The following is a 17,228-nucleotide window of genomic DNA, read 5'->3' on the forward strand; positions in this document are numbered from 1 at the left end:
GCACCTCCACCCACGGCGAAGGCGATCCGCCGGATAATGCCCTTGGGTTGCACGAATACCTGCACGGGCGCAAGGCACCGAAGCTCGGTCAGTTGCATTACGCCGTGCTGTCGCTGGGGGATTCCAGTTACGAATACTTTTGCCAGACCGGGGTGGATTTTGATCAACGTCTGGCGGCGTTGGGTGCCGAGCGGATGGTGGATCGCGTGGACTGTGACGTGGACTATGAGGAGGCCGCCGATCAGTGGATGACGCAACTGTTATCGGTACTCAAATCCGAGACAAAAAGCACGGCTGCGGTTGCCCCGACACCCACAGCATCTACCTCCACCGCTGCGGGCCATGATCGCAAGCATCCGTTTTCCGCCCCTCTGTTGGACCGGGTAACGCTGAACGGTCGTGGCTCCAGCAAGGCGGTACACCACCTGGAGTTTTCCCTGGAAGATTCCGGGCTGCGCTACCAACCCGGCGATTCCCTGGGCGTTTATGTGCAGAACGATCCGGAGCTGGTGGCCCGGATTCTCGAGCAGACCCGGCTGGACGGCGAGCAAGCCGTGACGCTCAAGGACGACTCCCTGACACTGCACCAGGCGTTGCAGCATCATCTTGAGCTGACGCGACTGACACCACCGACGGTGCAACAGTGGGCCAAACTGAGTGAGGCCAGCGAGCTTCAACAGCTGACCAACGATAAACGGGGGCTGATCGACTGGCTGCACGGGCGAGATCTGCTGGATCTGCTCCAGGAATACCCCATTGGCGGACTGAGCGCCCAGACATTGGTGGATCACATCCGTCGCCTGCCGCCCCGGCTCTACTCCATCGCCTCCAGCCAGGCGGCTGTGGACGAGGAAGTGCATCTGACCGTGGCGGCGGTGCGATACCAACAACGCGAGCGCCTGCGTGAAGGGGTGGGCTCCACCTGGCTGGCGGATCGCCTGGCGCTGGATGACACCGCGCCGGTGTTTATCGACACGAACAAGAACTTCCGCCTCCCGAATGACCCCAACACGGCCATTGTGATGATCGGCCCGGGCACCGGGGTAGCGCCGTTTCGAGCCTTCATGCAGGAGCGCGAGGCCGAAGCGCATGCGGGCAAAAACTGGCTGTTTTTTGGCGACCGGAACTTTCGCACCGATTTTCTCTACCAGCGCGAATGGCTCCAGTGGCGCAAGCAGGGACTGCTCAGTCGACTGGACGTGGCCTTTTCCCGGGACGGGCCAGACAAGGTGTACGTGCAACACCGGATTCGAGAAGCGGGGTCGGAGCTCTGGCGCTGGATTGAGGACGGCGCGCACCTGTACGTGTGCGGCGATGCCAATGCCATGGCGCCGGACGTGCACGAGGCCCTGATCGACGTGATCAGCACCCACGGACACAAAAGCCGCGACAGTGCCGAGCAATACCTGCGCGAGCTGACCCGAAGCAAACGCTACCAGAGAGATGTGTACTGATGAGCCATGACGATTTGCCTTTAGCCGAACAGATCAAGCGCGAAAGCCGGTATTTGCGCGGCACCCTGCGCGATTCCCTGGCGGATCACGCCACCGGCGCACTGCACGATGAAGACACGCACCTGAGCAAGTTTCACGGTCTCTACCAGCAGGACGACCGGGAGCTGCGCGAAGAACGTCGTCAACAGAAACTCGAACCGCACTTCCAGTTTATGCTGCGCTTGCGGCTGCCCGGCGGAGTACTGACCCCGGACCAGTGGCTCGGACTTGATGAAGTCGCCGACCGCTTTGCCGACGGCAGCCTGCGCCTGACCACCCGACAGACGTTTCAGTTTCATCGGGTATTCAAGGAAAACCTGCAACCGCTGATTCAACATCTGGATTCGCTGGGGCTGGACAGCCGGGGCGCCTGCGGGGATGTCAACCGCAACGTGGTGGCGAACGTCAACCCGCACCTTTCTGCCAATCACGCACGGGTCTATGACCATGCGGTGCAGATCAGCGAACGACTGATGTGGCGGTCGCGGGCTTATGAAGAAACCTGGCTGAACGAGGCGCCAAAAACCCGCGAAGGCGAAGAGGAAGAACCCTTCTACACCTACCGCTACCTGCCCCGAAAATTCAAGGTCGCCATCGCTCTGCCACCCCACAATGATTGCGATGTATTAGCCAACGACATCGGCCTGATCGCTATTGAAGAAGATGGCGATATCGTCGGTTACAACATCGCGGTCGGCGGCGGCATGGGTATGACTTACGGAGAGACCGGTACCTACCCGCGCCTTGCCAGCCCGGTCGGCTTTGTGCCGGCCGATCAGGTGGTGGATGCCTGCGAAGCCATTGCCGCCATTCAGCGCGATCACGGTTGCCGCACCGACCGGGCTCACGCCCGATTCAAATACACGCTCGATGATTACGGGCTGGACTGGTTCAAGGAACGGTTTGCCGAGGTGCACGGAACGCCGCTGGAACCACTGCGAGACTACACCCTCAAGGACAGCGGTGATCAATTCGGCTGGACCGAGGATGATCGGGGTCGGCACCACCTGACGCTGTTCATCCCCAGCGGTCGCATTCGCGATTTCGAGCAACTGAAATTGCGTACCGCGTTGCGCAGCATCGCTAAAATTCATTCAGGCGAATTTCGCATCACCTGCAACCAGAACCTGATCATCGCCGGCGTCAGTGAACAGGAGAAATCAGCCATCCAGAAGCTGGTGGACCACTACGGTCTGGATGATGGAGGTAAAAGCTCACCCCTGGCACGCAACGCCATTTCCTGCGTGGCTTTCCCCACCTGTGGATTGGCCATGGCGGAATCCGAACGTTACCTGCCGGAGCTAAGTCAGAAAATTCACCAGCTGATGAGTGAGGCGGGCATCGGTGGCGAGGTGATTCAATTGCGCGTATCCGGCTGCCCCAACGGCTGCGCCCGCCCCTACCTGGGGGAGATTGCACTCACCGGAAAGGCCCCGGGAAAATACAACCTGTACCTGGGCGCCGATACCGGCGGCAATCGGTTAAATCGACTCTACCGGGAGAATATCGACGAGGCACAGATACTCGCCGATCTGAAACCGCTGTTCGAGCGTTTTGCCCGGGAGCGCGATGCCGATGAAGGCTTTGGGGATTTTCTCTACCGCAGCGGCGTTATCCGCCCCTACAGCGGCCCCGAGGATTTTCACCAGCCATTGATCGCTCGCGGTTGATCCATCCCGCGAAATTGCCCCGTCACGCCCTCTCGAAGGGCTGACGAGGGTCAATCTACCGGCCGACCAAGCTGTTTGAGCGCGACTAAGCGCGTGATGTAACTGATTTTGAGCAGGGTCACGAAGGGAATCAGGCTGACATGTGCGGCCACCTGCCACGCCAACGTCAGGCCATGATAAAACCAATAACCCATGGCCACCGCCCCCAACGAGAGGGCGATGCTCAGCACCATCCCCAGGTGCGCCAGACTGAGAAGCTTGATCGGTTGCATGACATACCTCCCGAGGTATAGACGGTTTTTCACGTCATAAGGATTGGCTCACCCTAAAGATTCATACAATATACTACTTATAGTTTTACCACCCTCGGAGACCTTGTGCAACCGCTTTCCGGTATCGCCCCCCACGACCAGCTCTAGAACGGTGCTACCCTATAAAAACGGACCATAACGACAAAACGGCCATTATCGTTCGCTCAGAATCCTAAGGAGACCCCCATGATCTTTAATCGCTCAGGACTTCACGTCTCCGCGCTTGCCGCGACACTCATGTTGACACCCGTGACTGCAACACTAGCGGCCGAACCCGTCGGGCCAGAGTTGCCCCCTAAGCTGCGCGGTTTGTTGATCAAGGAAATGCGCCAGATAGACCAGGCCATGCAAGACATTTTCAGTGCCATTGTTAAGGGAGAGCACGAGAGGGTGGCCGAGAAAGGCCAGGCCATTCACGACAGCTTCATTCTGAAACAGTCCCTGACACAGGAAGACCGTCAGGACCTGAAGGCCGCTGTGCCTTCGGCGTTTCTTCAGATGGACGCTCATCTGCATGAGCTGGCCGCATCCCTGGCTGAATCGGGTCACTCAGAGGACACGCCTCGGCAACTGGATACGTTCACGAAAATGACAGAAGCCTGTGTCGCCTGCCACAGCACCTACACCACCGACCGCTTCCCGGGACTGGAAGCCCCGGCCGTTCCAGCGGATTGGGTTGATGCTATCGAGTCTGCCGGAGACACATCACATCACGACCATTGATCGGTGGTTCCGTTTGGGATTGGCATCCTAATTTTCTAACGCACACTGAGAATGATCCGCCGGTTCGCGGCGATCGCACTTGACGCAATTTAACCGAGTGCCAAGCATGGAAGCCCGCCCCATTTCAGTGGTAACCCAGGGGCGCTCCACCCAAGGTGGGTTGTGACGAACATGCTGATTGTGGCCGCAGGCCAGGCGCGCCACCCAGTGGTCTTCTTCATCTTTGTGGTAGCCGATGATCGGTTGCTCCATGAATGCTCCCGGGTTACACGCCGTTTTTCAGCAACAGCCGCTTGATATCGCTGATGGCTTTCATGGGGTTCAGGCCCTTGGGGCAGACATGGGTGCAGTTTCCGATGCTGTGACAGCGAAACACGCTGAACGGATCCTCCAGTTCTTCCAGTCGCTGTTTCAACCCTTTATCACGGGAATCGGACAGGAATCGATAAGCCTGCAGCAGTCCGGCAGGGCCAACGTACTTCTCGGGATTCCACCAATAGGAGGGGCAACCCGAAGAGCAACAGCCGCACAGAATGCATTCATACAGTCCATCAAGTTTGGCGCGATCTTCTGGGCTCTGTAACCGCTCTATGGCCGGAGGCGGGTCGTCGTTGATCAGATACGGATGGATGCGTTTGTACTGATTAAAGAATTGGGTTTGGTCCACCACAAGATCGCGAATGACCGGCATGCCCGGTAACGGGCGTAACACCAGCGTATCGCGCCGGTCGAGCACCTCCTCCACCGGCGTAATGCACGCCAAACGGTTAACGCCATTGATGCTCATACCGTCAGAGCCGCACACGCCCTCCCGACAGGAGCGCCGGTAAGCCAGCGTCTGATCCTCGGCCTTCAGGTGTTCAAGCACATCGAGCACCATACGCGACCGGAATGGATCATCAATCGAATACGTTTGCATGTGCGGCGCTTCATCGTACTCGGGATGATAGCGGTAGATGGATACTTGAAGCATGGCGTCTACCTCTCTGATCGCGTGATTTTTCGGTCAATGTTCCGGCTTTTCGGGTTCATTACGGAATGGCGCTTCGAACCAATACAGGCGTGGCTGATCGGCGCTGGCGTCAACATCGCCGTGCCTATTCTGCGAGGCTCCGGTCATCACTCGACGCAACAGGTCCATGCGGAAGGCGCCGGCGAGCACATCAGGGCGACCATTTCGGTTCAGATCGGTGACAACCATCGGGACCAACCCGTGACGGTTACCGGCCAGCGGCCGTGAACGGAACGTCTCATCACCGTTATTCTCAAACCATACCATGGATTGTCGCCGAGGATCGTCCCAGTGGTTCACCCAGCTACTGACCAGTACATCCTGATGACCATCGTTATTCATATCGGCAACCGTCGCTTTGGCCGCACCGTAGTACCTGGCAATGTTACGGTACTGAAACTGCAAATCACCGCGATTTTCGAGCCACTGAACGCCATGGTACGGCTTGGGCTCGTTCTGGGTATCAAAGGCGTCGCCATTGGTCATCAATAAATCGGGCCGACCATCGCTATTGAGGTCGGCCACTTGCAATTGCGTAAAGCCGTACATCGGATGTGGGGCTCTTGCGAGCTCCATGGTGCGGTACTGCCCCGCACCTTCGTTGATAAAAGCGATCACGACTTCATGTTCCTGGGCCACCAGAGTGACGAGATCCTGAAGGCCATCGTTGTTCAAGTCGGCCTGAACGATATTGAGGGCGCCACTGAGGTTCAGCAAGTCCTGCCGGACGAAACGCCCGTCCCCCCGGTTGTCGAGCCAGAGCACACCGCCGATATCATTGCCGCCAAACACCGCCACAACCAGATCCAGGAGTCCGTCTTCATTGATATCCAGCACCTGCACATCCGAGATCCGGCCTAAACCGTCATAGAGCAGCCGGCGCTCAAACCGCCCCTTGTCATCTTGCGCCAGCAGAAACAGCTTGCCCGCCAGGGCACCGCTCGGGGGTAACTCACCAAGATCGGCGACCACAATATCCTGCTGACCATTGCCCGTGTAATCCAGCGCCCGAGTCTGAATGGGAAGGGTGAACTGGCCGAGCGTCGTTTCTCGCCATGGGTCCGACGCCGGGTGATTTGATGGAACCTCCAACAAGCGAACTTCGCCTGCCTCGCCGTCGCTGACCAGAAAAGCCGCTGCCGCGTCACTGCCAAAGCGCTCTGGTGATACCGGCTGTAGGTTCAGTATTTGCGGCAGCCGCGATCGCTCTCCCACCACCTTTGCCGACCAGGCCGACGAGTCTGAGGATTCCGTATAAGGAAGGCGTGGCAACTGTTCGGGGCTTGAGCCGTAGTAAAGGGCTTTAATGTGTGGCACAACGTCAGCGGGAATCACCTCCTGACCGGCGCGCCGACGCCCCAAATCGACCATGGTGTCAATCACGGCCGGCCAGCTCCGCTTGGGTAACAAATCCGGCGAAGGCAGTGCATGGCAGCTACCGCAATAGCGCTCGGTTAACGCGACAATTTCTTCGACAGACTTTGGCTCCACCTGGCCTTCGGCCAACGCGTGCAGCGGCGCTAGCAAAGCCAACAGCAAAGTACAGACCGTCACTTGACGCCTAGAGCGCACCGACCATGTCGTTTTGGTTGTGACGTATTTCGAATGAAAGCGTGTGGGTTGCATCGGGCCCTCCTGGCCAACAGCTAACCATAACCGCCGGTCCGACACACTACCCAGAATGGAGTACCGCGGTCGTCAGTCTTCTTTCACCGGGTCTTGGGTGTCGCCCGAACGGAATTCCTGAGCCCGGCGATCCGTGTCATCCAGCAATCGCTGAATGCGCTCTCGCATCAATGCTTCGTGCAACTCCATCTGTCGCTGTTCATTGCGCAGGGACTTGAGCAGTGACGCGGCCATAAACACCATCAGCACCATAAACGGGAAAGCCGCCACAATCGAGATGGTCTGCAGTGCGGTCAGGCCACCGCTCAGCAGCAGTACGCCGGCCACCAATACCTGAATGACGCCCCAGGTCAGTCGCATGGGCCGGCTTGGCGAGAGCACACCCCGGCTGGTGAACATGCCCAGCACGAAGGTGGCCGAGTTGGCCGAGGTGATGACAAACAGCACAATCAGGACCAACACCAAGGCACTGATCCAACCCACCGCGGGGAGAAATTCAAGCATTTGAAACAGCGCCGAACTCATCTCCCGGGTCACCGCGTCGCCCAGCGCTGCACCTTCAAACAGTTCGAAGTACAGCGATGAGCCGCCAAAGGTGGCAAACCAGAGGGTGCTCAGTAGCACCGGCATACCAATGACGCCAACCACGAACTCCCGAATCGTCCGACCTCTGGAAATACGGGCGATGAAGCTTCCCACGAAGGGCGCCCAGGACAGGCCCCAGGCCCAGTAAAAAATCGTCCAGCGGGCCACCCAGTCCTCCCCCGTGTAGGGCGACATCACCAGACTCATACCGATCATGTTGGAAAAGTAATCACCAATGGCATTGGTCATGGCGGCGGTGATGAAATCAGTGGGCCCGGCAAAGAAAACAAACACCAGAACGGCGGCGGCCAGCAGCATGTTGGCGTCACTGACATAGCGCACGCCACTTTCCAGAGGCGCCAGTGAGCAAAGTAAAAACACAATGGCCACCCCGGCCAATATGGCAAGCTGGGGCGTAGTGCCGAATGCCATACCAAACACCGAGCCCATGCCACTGTTGATCTGAATCACCCCCAAACCGAGGGTGGTCGCCACACCAAACACGGTGGATACCACCGCCAACACATTGATGGCGTGCCCCCAGCCGCCATCAACCCGGTCGCCCAGACTGGCGCGAAAGGTTTCGCTGATCAGGCCCGGCCGCTGCTGACGGAAGCGGACGTAGGCAATCGCAAGCCCCACGACGGCAAAGTTGGCCCACTGATGAAACCCCCAGTGAAACAGCGAGTACTGCATGGCCAACTCGGCGGACTCGGCGCTGCGCCCCTCGGCCATGCCCAGAGGCGGATTGACGTAGTGGGTCATGGGTTCGGCGACACCCCAGAACACCAGGCCAACCCCCATCCCGGCCGAAAAAATCATCCCCAACCAGGTAGGGTAGGAAAATTCCGGCGCTTCACCGTCGGACCCCAACCGGATGTTGCCACTACGGCCGGCCCCCAGAGCAATGCAGTACACCAGAAAACCGGTGGTGACAAACAGGTACAGCCAGCCGAAGTGGCTGGTAGTGAAGGCCAGCGCCTGCTCTGAACCACCTGCCAACTGCTCTGGCCAGAAAATACCGAGTACAACAAATGCACTCAACAGTGCCACCGATCCGTAAAAAACCCAGCCGGGTCTGTTCATAAGACGCTCTGCTTCAAAATTTCTGGGGGAGCCAAGTGCTTGATCTGTAGCGAAAAAGCCTAACATGAGCCACTCAAATGACAAACGCAATGATAAATACGTTGACAGTCACCCTAAAGCCTGTAGGATGGCTCGGGTTAGGAAGTTCTGATTTATATTGTAAAAACCTGTTCGATCCCTGCCCGTAGCTAGCAACTCTGTCGCACGTCATCGTCCTGTCTTTTTAAGTAATAGAACCTTTTTAGCACCACCGGTCCATCAGGGCCACCATCAAATGATTTATAGGTACGATTATGTCAGTAGTTACTGGAACAGTTAAGTGGTTCAACGAAGCGAAGGGTTTTGGTTTTCTGGAGCAGGAATCCGGTCCGGACGTTTTTGCACACTTCAGCGCCATCGTTGGTTCAGGCTTCAAAACCCTGGCCGAAGGCCAAGCGGTCAGCTTTAACGTGACCCAAGGTCAGAAAGGCCCGCAAGCCGAGAACATTCAGGCGATCTAAATCGTCTGCTGACACAGCCCGTCGCCGACAACCGAAGGCCGACGGATTGTGTTCTTTCAGGGGTTACCCCTGAATCAAAAACGGCGCCCCTCACAGGGCGCCGTTTTTTTGTGTTCAATTTTCAGAGGCACGGTTACGAATTAGTAACAATCGATCGCTGGGTGCACGCTGATCCGCTTTCATTTTGTCGGTGTCCATGGAGGGAATACCGTCTTCCACCCGCAAGAAATCCTTGAGGATATCCATACGGAACGCACCGGTAATGATATCCAGGCGACCATTGCCGGTGATATCCACCAACTCCAGAGGCACCACACCGCGGTATTCATCGCTGATGGGCCGAGGCTGGAATGTCAGGTCGCCAGTATTTTCATACCAGATCAGGGACTGACGTTTTTCATCGTCCCAGTAATTGGTCCAGCTACTGACCACAATATCCGGATCGCCGTCGCCATCCATGTCCGCCACCGCCGCATTCGCAGCGCCATAGAAACGGCCGATGTCGTGGGCGGCAAACTGCATATCGCCTTTGTTTTCGAGCCACTGAACACCGTGGTAAGGCTTGGGGTCGGTTTGGGTATCGAAAGCATCACCATTGGTGAAGATGATGTCGGGCTTCCCGTCACGGTTCAGATCCTCAACATTCATGCTGGTGGCACCAAACAACGGATGCCCGGCACTGACCAGATCCACCCGTTCAAACCTGCCGTCGCCCTGGTTGACAAAGGCGACCATGGTTTCATATTCCTGAGCTAGGAGTGTGATCAGGTCCATTTTGCCATCGCCGTTGAGATCCGCAGGCGTGATATTGAGCGCACCACTCAACCCCAACAGAGGTCTTTTCTGGTAATCGCCACCGCCCTGATTCTCCAGCCAGAACACCTCGCCTATGCCGGCACCACCAAACACCGACACGGCGATATCCAGATCGCCATCGTCGTCCAGGTCCAGCGCCTGCACATCGGTCACACGCCCGAGCTGATGAATCAATAGCTGTTTTTCGTAGCCGCTCTTCGGCGTCTGCTGCAACAGAAAAATTTTGCCCGCCAATACCCCACTGGGGGCAAATTCACCGAGATCGGCCACCAGAATGTCCTGCCGGCCATCGCCGTTAAAGTCGACGGCTCGGGCCGTTATCGGCAGCTCAATCTCGGCAATGGTGGATTCGCGCCACTGTGGGTTTTCACCTCCATCGGTTTGCAGCAGGCGCAACTCGCCGCGCTCGCCGTCGCTGACCAGAAAGTTGAACTTGGCATCATTGTCCAATGCCACCCGCTGGATATTGAGAATTTGCGGAATGCCAACCCCATCACCCACTCGCTCGGAGGACCAGCTCATGGCCGGATGGGGGTCATCAATATAGGGGAGGCTGGCCAACTGCTCGGGGCTGGACCCGTAATAGAGCGCCTTGATATGGGGCACGGCGTCCGCCGGGATCACGTCCTGACCGGTGCGGTTTTTGGCCAGCTCCACCATGGAGTCGATCACCCGCGGCCAACTGTGCCGGGGCAGCAGCGAGGGCGAGGGCACCTGATGGCAGCCACCGCAATAGCGCTGCGTCAGCGCCACCACTTGTTCGCGGGATAGCCGCTCTTCGGGCTGGGACGGGCCGGGTTGGGTCTGGGGTTGGGGTTGGACCTGGGCCAGCACCGGCGTTGAGATTACCGCGCCAAGCACCATCAGGCCGACCCGTAAGCGTCGGAGGATGCCGTGCCATTCGGTGGTAAAAACCAGTCGGTTCCTGAAGAGGGTTCGATGCATAACCGTAGTGCCGCTGTGTTTGTTGGGTCCCACAATGATAAACGGCTCCGAAGGCCTCTCCGGCGCCGTTTATCATTGTGAGGCCCAGTGTACACCAGGCCGGGGCACGACTGAACGCGCCCCGACGCTCAATGCAGACTGTTTACGGCCTCAGTGACCGGTTGGTTCAGCCCCTCCCGGCGGTGGATGACCTCCCCGTCGGCGTTGAGCAGTGCAATCACGTTGCTGTGGTCGTAACCGCCACTGGGATTTTTCCGGTAGCGGATACCCAGCAGCGCCGCCAGGGTGCGCACATCCGCCGCCGAGCCGGTGGCAAAGTGCCAGGGCGCCTCCGTGGCCCGGAAATTGTGGGCGTACTCATTGAGCACCTCGACGGTGTCATTTTCCGTATCGAAACTCACCAACAGCAAGGTCACGTTGTCGCGCTGCTCGGCGGACAACCCCTGATGGATGCGACGCACATCTTCCACCAGCACCGGACAGGCCGTCGTGCAACTGGCGTACATCATGGTCACAATCACCGACTGTCCCGCCAGATCACTCAGGCGCAGTGTCTCGCCCCGGTGGGTCTGCCACGTGGCATCGAACTGATGCAGCGAGCCCTCCGGGATGTCACTGGCCATTCCCAGAGGGGTATGGTGATTATGGTGGCCGTGATGGTCGTGACCGCCGTGGTTCGCGTGGTCGCTGGCAAGCGCCAGTCCAGCCAACGCCCAAAGGCCCAGAGCGGCCAGCCAATGCCAGGCCTTTGTGAAACCGTTCATGTTCATTCAGGTATCCTCAATCAGGGGTAAACGCAACGGAAGCCGAGGTTGCTGGCGGTGGTTTCCGGAGCGTGGTTGCTGCGCATCTGGTAGCGCAGCAGAGTGGCGTAGTGAGCGCTGTCGTAGCGCAGTATGAGCCGGCCGGTATCACCGCAGGAACCACCGCCAAAATCCACCCGGAAGCTTGCCACCCACTCGGTGCGGCGCTCCCGGTCGAGCAGCACCGGGTGTTCAAAATTGCCCTCCGGTACCACCACCGGCTCGGCCGCCAGGGCGGTGACGGTGCCGGCCAACAGGAGCCCGCCCCACAACCATTGTTTACACCACCCTGACATCTCGCTCTCCTCCTACTGTGCCGGTGCGGCAATCAAGGCGCCGGCGGCGCCGCGCTCGGCGTCGTGGAACTCGTGATCCACCAATTTGTACAGCCCGTCTTCCGGAACGATGAACTCCATCACCGCACCGTTACTGGCTCCCAGAAGTACGGTCTGCATACCGCGCCACTCGTTCTCCAGATTGCCCTCGTACCAGACCCGATCAAAGATGGCACCGATCACGTGGAAGCTGGAGGTGCCGTTGGGCCCGGCGTTCAAAACGTAGAGGCGCACCCGGTCACCTTTTTTGGCGCGCAGGGGCTGATCCATCAGGGCGGACACATGACCGTTAAAGGTCACGTGGCTGGGATTGTTGGCCATGGCAGCCTGGTGATCATAAATATAGGACTCGCCCACCTGCTGCAGATAGAACTCGGACTGGGTAATCACGTATTCGTGATCGGCTTCCGTGGGGTAGCCCTCTTTGGGGGAAACCACCACCGCGCCGTACTGCCCCATGGCGGTGTGCATCAACACACTGGATGTACCGCAGTGGTACATGTAGACACCGGGATAGTTGGCCACCCATTCGAACTGGATGGTTTCCCCTGGCGAGATGCTGCGCCACTTATCATCGGCCGCCACGGTGCCGCTGTGAAAGTCCATGGAGTGAGGCATGGGGGAAATGGCCGCCTCCGGTTTCTGGTAGGGGTTGTCCGCCATCTGCCGGTAGAAAGGCGCGGCGCCCTTGCCGGGCTCGGACACCAGCACGGCCTCGTCGGAGCGGTTTTTCATGGTAAACACCACCCGGTCGCCCTCGCGCACGTGCAACACCGGACCAGGCACGCTGCCGCCAAAGGTCCAGGCGGTGTAACTCACGCCCGGGGCCACCTCCACTTTCTGGGACAGGGTGTCCAGCCGGACCTGATGGGTTTTGTTGCCGGCGTAGTCGAGCTTGGCCAAATGGGGGGACGCGGTCATGGTATCGCCCACCACCGCATCGCCCCGGTAATCCTCACGGAACACTTCGGCCTTGGGCATGCCGTAGACCTTGCCCTCGACTTCAAACTCACCGGCGGTGGCCATGGGCCCGGCCTGAGAACAGCCTACTAACGCCGCCAAGGCACTCACGCTCGCCCCCAGGGCCATCATTTTCATCATCTGTTTCATCGTTAAGTTCTCTCTATCAATTAATAAAATGGGTACCGTTAACGCAATGCACTGATATTGGCTTCGGATAGGGTCAAATCACTGCCGTTGAGATCCGACAGGATGTAGGCCACCAGGTCGGCAATATCCGAATCACTGATGTGGGCCATGGACGGCATCACACTGTTGTAGGATTTTCCGTTCACCGTCAGCGGACCGGAGACGCCCTTGACGATGGCCTGCGCGATATAGTCGGGGTTGCCGGACAGATTGGCGTTATCGGCCAGGGGAGGAAAGGCGCCGGGAATACCGGCACCGGCGGGCTGATGGCAGGCCTGACAATTCATCTGATAAACGGTTTTGCCATTGGCGGGGTCGGCGGCGTAAAGGTTGAGGCTGAGGCTCGCCAGAGCCCCCAACAAACAGCGGCCAAAGAAACCACGGCGGGACAAGGAAAAGGCGGGACGATTCATGTAAACACCTCGATCTGTTACCGGGAAAATCGCACCTGTTACGATTTCCCACACAGCTTCATCAGACCAGAAATTCAGGTGCCACACTATTGCGCCGATGGGTTATTCGGCGCCCCTCTGAAATGCCCTATTGGGGGTAGACGATGGGGATTGGGGAGTATTCCCGTAGGCTCAAGGGCGCAAGCGCCGTAACATGGAGGTAACAACCCATGAGAGCAGCAATCCTGAACCAACACTTCCCCGGGAGGAGTTTCATGACCGATCACCGCCCGACCTACGATTGGGACCCTCGCAGCGACACGGTTCTGGATAACCCCGTCGCCAGCTTCGATGACATGCGCCAACGCTGCCCGGTGGCCCTCAGCGAGTACATGGGGTGGTCCGTGTTTCGCCACGAGGATGTGCTGGCAGTGGTGACCGATCATGAAACCTTCAGTAATCAGGTCTCGCAGCACCGCTCCGTGCCCAATGGACTGGATCAGCCCGAACACACGCCTTACCGCACACTGATAGAGCCCTTTTTTACCGATCAGCGCATGGCGTTGTTTGAGCCGGAGTGCCGCGACATTGCCGCCGAGCTGGCTCGAGCGATCGCCGGACGAAAGCAGGTCGATATTGTGACCGAGTTGGCGGAGCCCTTCGCCTTGCAGATCCAGTGCGCCTTTCTCGGTTGGCCCGACAGCCTGCAGGAGCCGCTGCGCGAATGGGCCCACGAAAACCACGAGGCCACGCTGGCCGGCGATCGGGAGGCCATGGCGGAAATTGCCCAGCGTTTCAGTCGCTATATTCACCAACTGCTGGAAACCCGACGTGAGCAGGGCGATTGGGCGCCGGAAGATCCCACCACGGACATCATGCGCAGTACCATCGATGGTCAACCCATTCCCGAGGAAGACATCGTCAGTATTCTGCGCAATTGGACCGTGGGCGAAATCGGCACCATTGCCGCCTCGGTTGGCCTGTTGCTGAAGTTTTTGGCCGAACACCCCGAGCTGCAGGCGGAGCTTCGCGATGATGTGGACAAAATTCCGGAAGCCGTGGACGAAATTCTGCGTATTCACGGCCCGCTGGTCACCAATCGGCGCAAAGCCACCTGCCCCGCCACGCTGCAAGGCCGCCAAATCGAAACCGGAGACCGGGTAACGGTCAACTGGGTATCAGCCAATCGGGATGAACGCGTGTTTCCGCAGCCCGACCAGTTCCGCTGGGGGCGCGACCAGAGCCAGAACCTGCTCTACGGTGCCGGCCTGCACGTCTGCCCCGGCGCACCGCTGGCCCGGCTGGAACTTCGGGTACTGATGGAGGAGTTATTACAGATCAGCGGCGCCTTTGCGCCGACGCCCGACAAGGCACCGGTCAATGCGTACTATCCGGCCAGCGGTTACCAGCACCTGTGGTTGGATTTCGACGCAAGCTGACGCTGCGTGCTTCGTTATAACCGAACGCTATGGATTAGACGGAAAGGTCATTTTACGATCACCGGTGCGGCCTTTATCATCTTTTCTACTGATCGGCCGGTCAGGGCTTGTATTTGCCCGGGCCGGCCCCACTATCAATGGTTCCATTCCATCATTTGTGTTTGATCCCGAAAGGAGGTCTCATGGCCCTGCGTATTGGTAGCACAGCACCCGACTTTACCGCCCAAACCACCGAAGGCGAAATCAACTTCCACGAGTGGATTGGCGACTCCTGGGCGATCCTGTTCTCTCACCCGAAAGACTTCACCCCGGTGTGCACCACCGAGCTGGGCTACATGGCCAAACTCAAGCCGGAATTCGACAAGCGCAACACCAAGATCATCGGTCTGTCGGTCGATCCGGTGGACAACCACGCCAAGTGGGCCAAGGACATTGAAGAAACCCAGGGCACCGCGCCCAACTATCCGATGATTGGCGACACGGATCTGAACGTGGCCAAGCTGTACGACATGCTGCCGGAAGATGAAGGCGCTTCCTCGGACGGTCGCACCGCCGCCGACAACGCCACCGTGCGCGCGGTGTTCATCATCGGTCCGGACAAAAAAATCAAAGCCCAGTTGATCTACCCGATGACCAGCGGCCGCAACTTTGACGAGATTCTGCGCCTGTTGGAGTCCGTGCAGTTGACCAGCAAGCACACCGTTGCCACACCGGTGAACTGGAAAAATGGTGAAGACATCATCATTCCGCCGTCGGTCAGTGACGAAGACGCCAAGAAGAAATTCCCCGAAGGTTTCAAAACCCTCAAGCCCTACCTGAGAACGGCCAAGCAGCCGCAGTAAAAACTGTTACACCGGCCGAGGCTGACCGCCCCGGCCGGTGATCGGTTAAAACTGCCAGTTGATCTGGGCCGCCAGGATGTTGACCGAGCTGTCGAAGCTGCCTTCCAGAGTGTAGCTTCCGCCCAGAGGGGTTGGCTCAGTGCGCTCCAGTTGAGCATCATCCACCAGCAGGTGAGCGTAACTCACATCCATGGTGACCGAATCGAATACATGGAAGTTGGCGCCGACGGCCAACCAGGTACGATCTTCATCCGGAATTCTCGGACTGACAAACTCCGGATCGGTTTGCGGCGCCTCGTCCTGCGCCACACCAAAACGCAAGGTGAAGGTATCCGTCAACGCCGCGCTGGCGCCCAACGCCAGGCGAAGCGTGTCATCGTAACGCAGGTCCAGTGTGGCCACGTTCTCGCCGTTATCAACATTATCAACCGCAATGGTCTGAATGCTGCTCCAGCGGGTTTGCGCAATGTCCGCGTGCAGGGTCCACACATCATTCAACTGTTGCGAACCACTCAGGGTGATGGTATCCGGCAGCTCCGCCCCTGCGGTGACCGGACCTTCCAGCCCGGTCAGAGCGCCTGCACATAAAGTACCGGTGGTCGGTGCCGGTGGTGCGCCGGTAGGCGAACCCGCGCCGGGTGCACAGGCGGCGTTGAGCTCAAAGGCGGCACTGCCATCGAGAGTAAAATCCCCACCCTGACGCCAGATCAAACCCAACTGTGTTCCCGGGGCCGGTGTCCACAACACGCTGGCATCGAACACGATATCGTCATCGTCCCCTTCAATGCTCGCACTACTGTCGGTGGCGGGATCCGGGCTGGCACCCAAGGTGGAGTCAAACTGGCTTTGCAGAGTGACATCGATCATCTGATAGTTGATCCCCAAACCGAAGGCGATCTGATCGTTCGGTGCCCAGGCACTGGTGAGGTTCAGGTTGGTGACTTCCAGCTCACTGAAGGTGGCGTCGTAGCGCCCCGGCCACTCGGCACCAAAGTCACTGGAAAGACCAAAGGGGCCGCCCGCGCCCAGGCCCAGGGTGAACTGCTCGGATACCGGAACGACCCAATAGGCATTGGGAATAAACCCGGTTTCGTCGGTGGTTCCGCTGCCCTGCACGGGCACGGCGTTACCCTGAATGACGTAATTGCTGCCGTCGTTGACGAAGTCCGCTTCGGTGAGCACGACGTTTCCGCCCAGGGTCAGGTGCTGACCGTCCAGACGTGCCATGCCCGCTGGATTGAAGTAGACCGTAGAGGCATCGGTAATATCCGACGCCGTGCCGGCAAATGCCTTGCCCATATGGGCCGGACTTTGCTCAAGTAGCTGGAAAGAAGACGCCAGGGTTACCGACGGCAAACCCAGCAAGGACAGCGCAAAACAGGCGCGGAGCGCTTTTTGATCCATGGTATTCTCCTCCTGCGTACAGTGGTTATGTGTGTCAACGTCATCGAACTGTAGTGTAGCAGTTTCAAAACGCAAGCAACCGATCGTGAATGGAGGA

The 17,228-nt window shown here is 58.6% G+C and carries 17 protein-coding genes; 6 read left to right on the forward strand and 11 right to left on the reverse strand.

Going from position 1 to position 17,228, the window contains the following annotated elements; genetic code table 11:
* Both B3520_RS04460 and cysI read left to right on the forward strand, forming a co-directional pair.
* Positions 1-1,454, forward strand: a 1,454-nt coding sequence (locus B3520_RS04460) for an assimilatory sulfite reductase (NADPH) flavoprotein subunit (RefSeq protein WP_286875491.1), incomplete at its 5' end; no start/stop codon positions are given.
* On the forward strand, positions 1,454-3,163 hold the full coding sequence (cysI, locus tag B3520_RS04465) for an assimilatory sulfite reductase (NADPH) hemoprotein subunit (protein WP_286807251.1): 1,710 nt from the start codon (positions 1,454-1,456) through the stop codon (positions 3,161-3,163). The genes B3520_RS04460 and cysI, both read left to right, overlap by 1 nt.
* Before the next feature lie 50 nt (positions 3,164-3,213).
* Here the strand turns inward: cysI and B3520_RS04470 are convergent, their stop codons facing one another.
* Complete coding sequence (locus B3520_RS04470) at positions 3,214-3,435, reverse strand: hypothetical protein (RefSeq protein WP_286807250.1); 222 nt, start codon at positions 3,433-3,435, stop codon at positions 3,214-3,216.
* 225 nt (positions 3,436-3,660) lie between these two features.
* On the opposite strand from B3520_RS04470, the gene B3520_RS04475 reads away from it, so the two are divergent.
* Positions 3,661-4,197, forward strand: coding sequence for a hypothetical protein (locus B3520_RS04475; RefSeq protein ID WP_286807248.1), 537 nt, complete (start codon positions 3,661-3,663; stop codon positions 4,195-4,197).
* Positions 4,198-4,224: 27 nt separating this feature from the next.
* Here the strand turns inward: B3520_RS04475 and B3520_RS04480 are convergent, their stop codons facing one another.
* The 4 genes from B3520_RS04480 to B3520_RS04495 all read right to left on the reverse strand — a co-directional run bounded on the left by B3520_RS04480 (position 4,225) and on the right by B3520_RS04495 (position 8,506).
* Entirely contained in the window at positions 4,225-4,449 is a 225-nt protein-coding gene (locus B3520_RS04480) for a DUF3565 domain-containing protein (RefSeq protein ID WP_286807247.1), read from the reverse strand.
* 13 nt (positions 4,450-4,462) lie between these two features.
* Positions 4,463-5,170: a succinate dehydrogenase iron-sulfur subunit gene (locus tag B3520_RS04485; RefSeq protein ID WP_265365887.1), complete on the reverse strand. Its 708-nt coding sequence runs from the start codon at positions 5,168-5,170 to the stop codon at positions 4,463-4,465.
* A gap of 33 nt (positions 5,171-5,203) precedes the next feature.
* Positions 5,204-6,592 (reverse strand): FG-GAP repeat domain-containing protein, encoded by a 1,389-nt coding sequence (locus tag B3520_RS04490; RefSeq protein WP_286807246.1) that lies wholly within the window; start codon positions 6,590-6,592, stop codon positions 5,204-5,206.
* Between the two features lie 315 nt (positions 6,593-6,907).
* Positions 6,908-8,506 carry a BCCT family transporter gene (locus B3520_RS04495; RefSeq protein WP_286807245.1) on the reverse strand — a complete coding sequence of 533 codons (1,599 nt, stop codon included), beginning with the start codon at positions 8,504-8,506 and terminating at the stop codon, positions 6,908-6,910.
* A gap of 293 nt (positions 8,507-8,799) precedes the next feature.
* Between B3520_RS04495 and B3520_RS04500 the strand changes: the two genes are divergently transcribed.
* Positions 8,800-9,006: a cold-shock protein gene (locus tag B3520_RS04500; RefSeq protein ID WP_024461242.1), complete on the forward strand. Its 207-nt coding sequence runs from the start codon at positions 8,800-8,802 to the stop codon at positions 9,004-9,006.
* Positions 9,007-9,120: 114 nt separating this feature from the next.
* Here B3520_RS04500 and B3520_RS04505 read toward each other — a convergent pair whose 3' ends face one another.
* The 5 genes from B3520_RS04505 to B3520_RS04525 all read right to left on the reverse strand — a co-directional run bounded on the left by B3520_RS04505 (position 9,121) and on the right by B3520_RS04525 (position 13,467).
* Complete coding sequence (locus B3520_RS04505) at positions 9,121-10,767, reverse strand: FG-GAP repeat domain-containing protein (protein WP_286807244.1); 1,647 nt, start codon at positions 10,765-10,767, stop codon at positions 9,121-9,123.
* A gap of 128 nt (positions 10,768-10,895) precedes the next feature.
* Positions 10,896-11,531, reverse strand: coding sequence for an SCO family protein (locus B3520_RS04510; protein WP_286807243.1), 636 nt, complete (start codon positions 11,529-11,531; stop codon positions 10,896-10,898).
* A 20-nt stretch (positions 11,532-11,551) separates the two neighbouring features.
* The gene (locus B3520_RS04515) at positions 11,552-11,866 is read right to left on the reverse strand and encodes a hypothetical protein (protein WP_286807242.1); all 315 of its coding nucleotides are present in this window, start codon (positions 11,864-11,866) and stop codon (positions 11,552-11,554) included.
* 12 nt (positions 11,867-11,878) lie between these two features.
* On the reverse strand, positions 11,879-13,015 hold the full coding sequence (locus B3520_RS04520; protein ID WP_286807241.1) for a multicopper oxidase domain-containing protein: 1,137 nt from the start codon (positions 13,013-13,015) through the stop codon (positions 11,879-11,881).
* Between the two features lie 38 nt (positions 13,016-13,053).
* Complete coding sequence (locus B3520_RS04525) at positions 13,054-13,467, reverse strand: c-type cytochrome (protein WP_286807240.1); 414 nt, start codon at positions 13,465-13,467, stop codon at positions 13,054-13,056.
* Between the two features lie 254 nt (positions 13,468-13,721).
* On the opposite strand from B3520_RS04525, the gene B3520_RS04530 reads away from it, so the two are divergent.
* Both B3520_RS04530 and B3520_RS04535 read left to right on the forward strand, forming a co-directional pair.
* Positions 13,722-14,885 (forward strand): cytochrome P450, encoded by a 1,164-nt coding sequence (locus B3520_RS04530; RefSeq protein ID WP_286875493.1) that lies wholly within the window; start codon positions 13,722-13,724, stop codon positions 14,883-14,885.
* Positions 14,886-15,067: 182 nt separating this feature from the next.
* A complete protein-coding gene (locus B3520_RS04535) occupies positions 15,068-15,727 on the forward strand; it encodes a peroxiredoxin (RefSeq protein WP_123638275.1) in 660 nt (219 codons plus the stop codon).
* A gap of 45 nt (positions 15,728-15,772) precedes the next feature.
* On the opposite strand, the gene B3520_RS04540 is transcribed toward B3520_RS04535, so the two are convergent.
* Complete coding sequence (locus B3520_RS04540; RefSeq protein ID WP_286804374.1) at positions 15,773-17,131, reverse strand: OmpP1/FadL family transporter; 1,359 nt, start codon at positions 17,129-17,131, stop codon at positions 15,773-15,775.
* Positions 17,132-17,228: the final 97 nt, after the last annotated feature.

It is taken from the genome of Marinimicrobium sp. UBA4509 (genome assembly GCF_002388575.1).
Taxonomy (GTDB): Bacteria; Pseudomonadota; Gammaproteobacteria; order Pseudomonadales; family Cellvibrionaceae; genus Marinimicrobium; species Marinimicrobium koreense.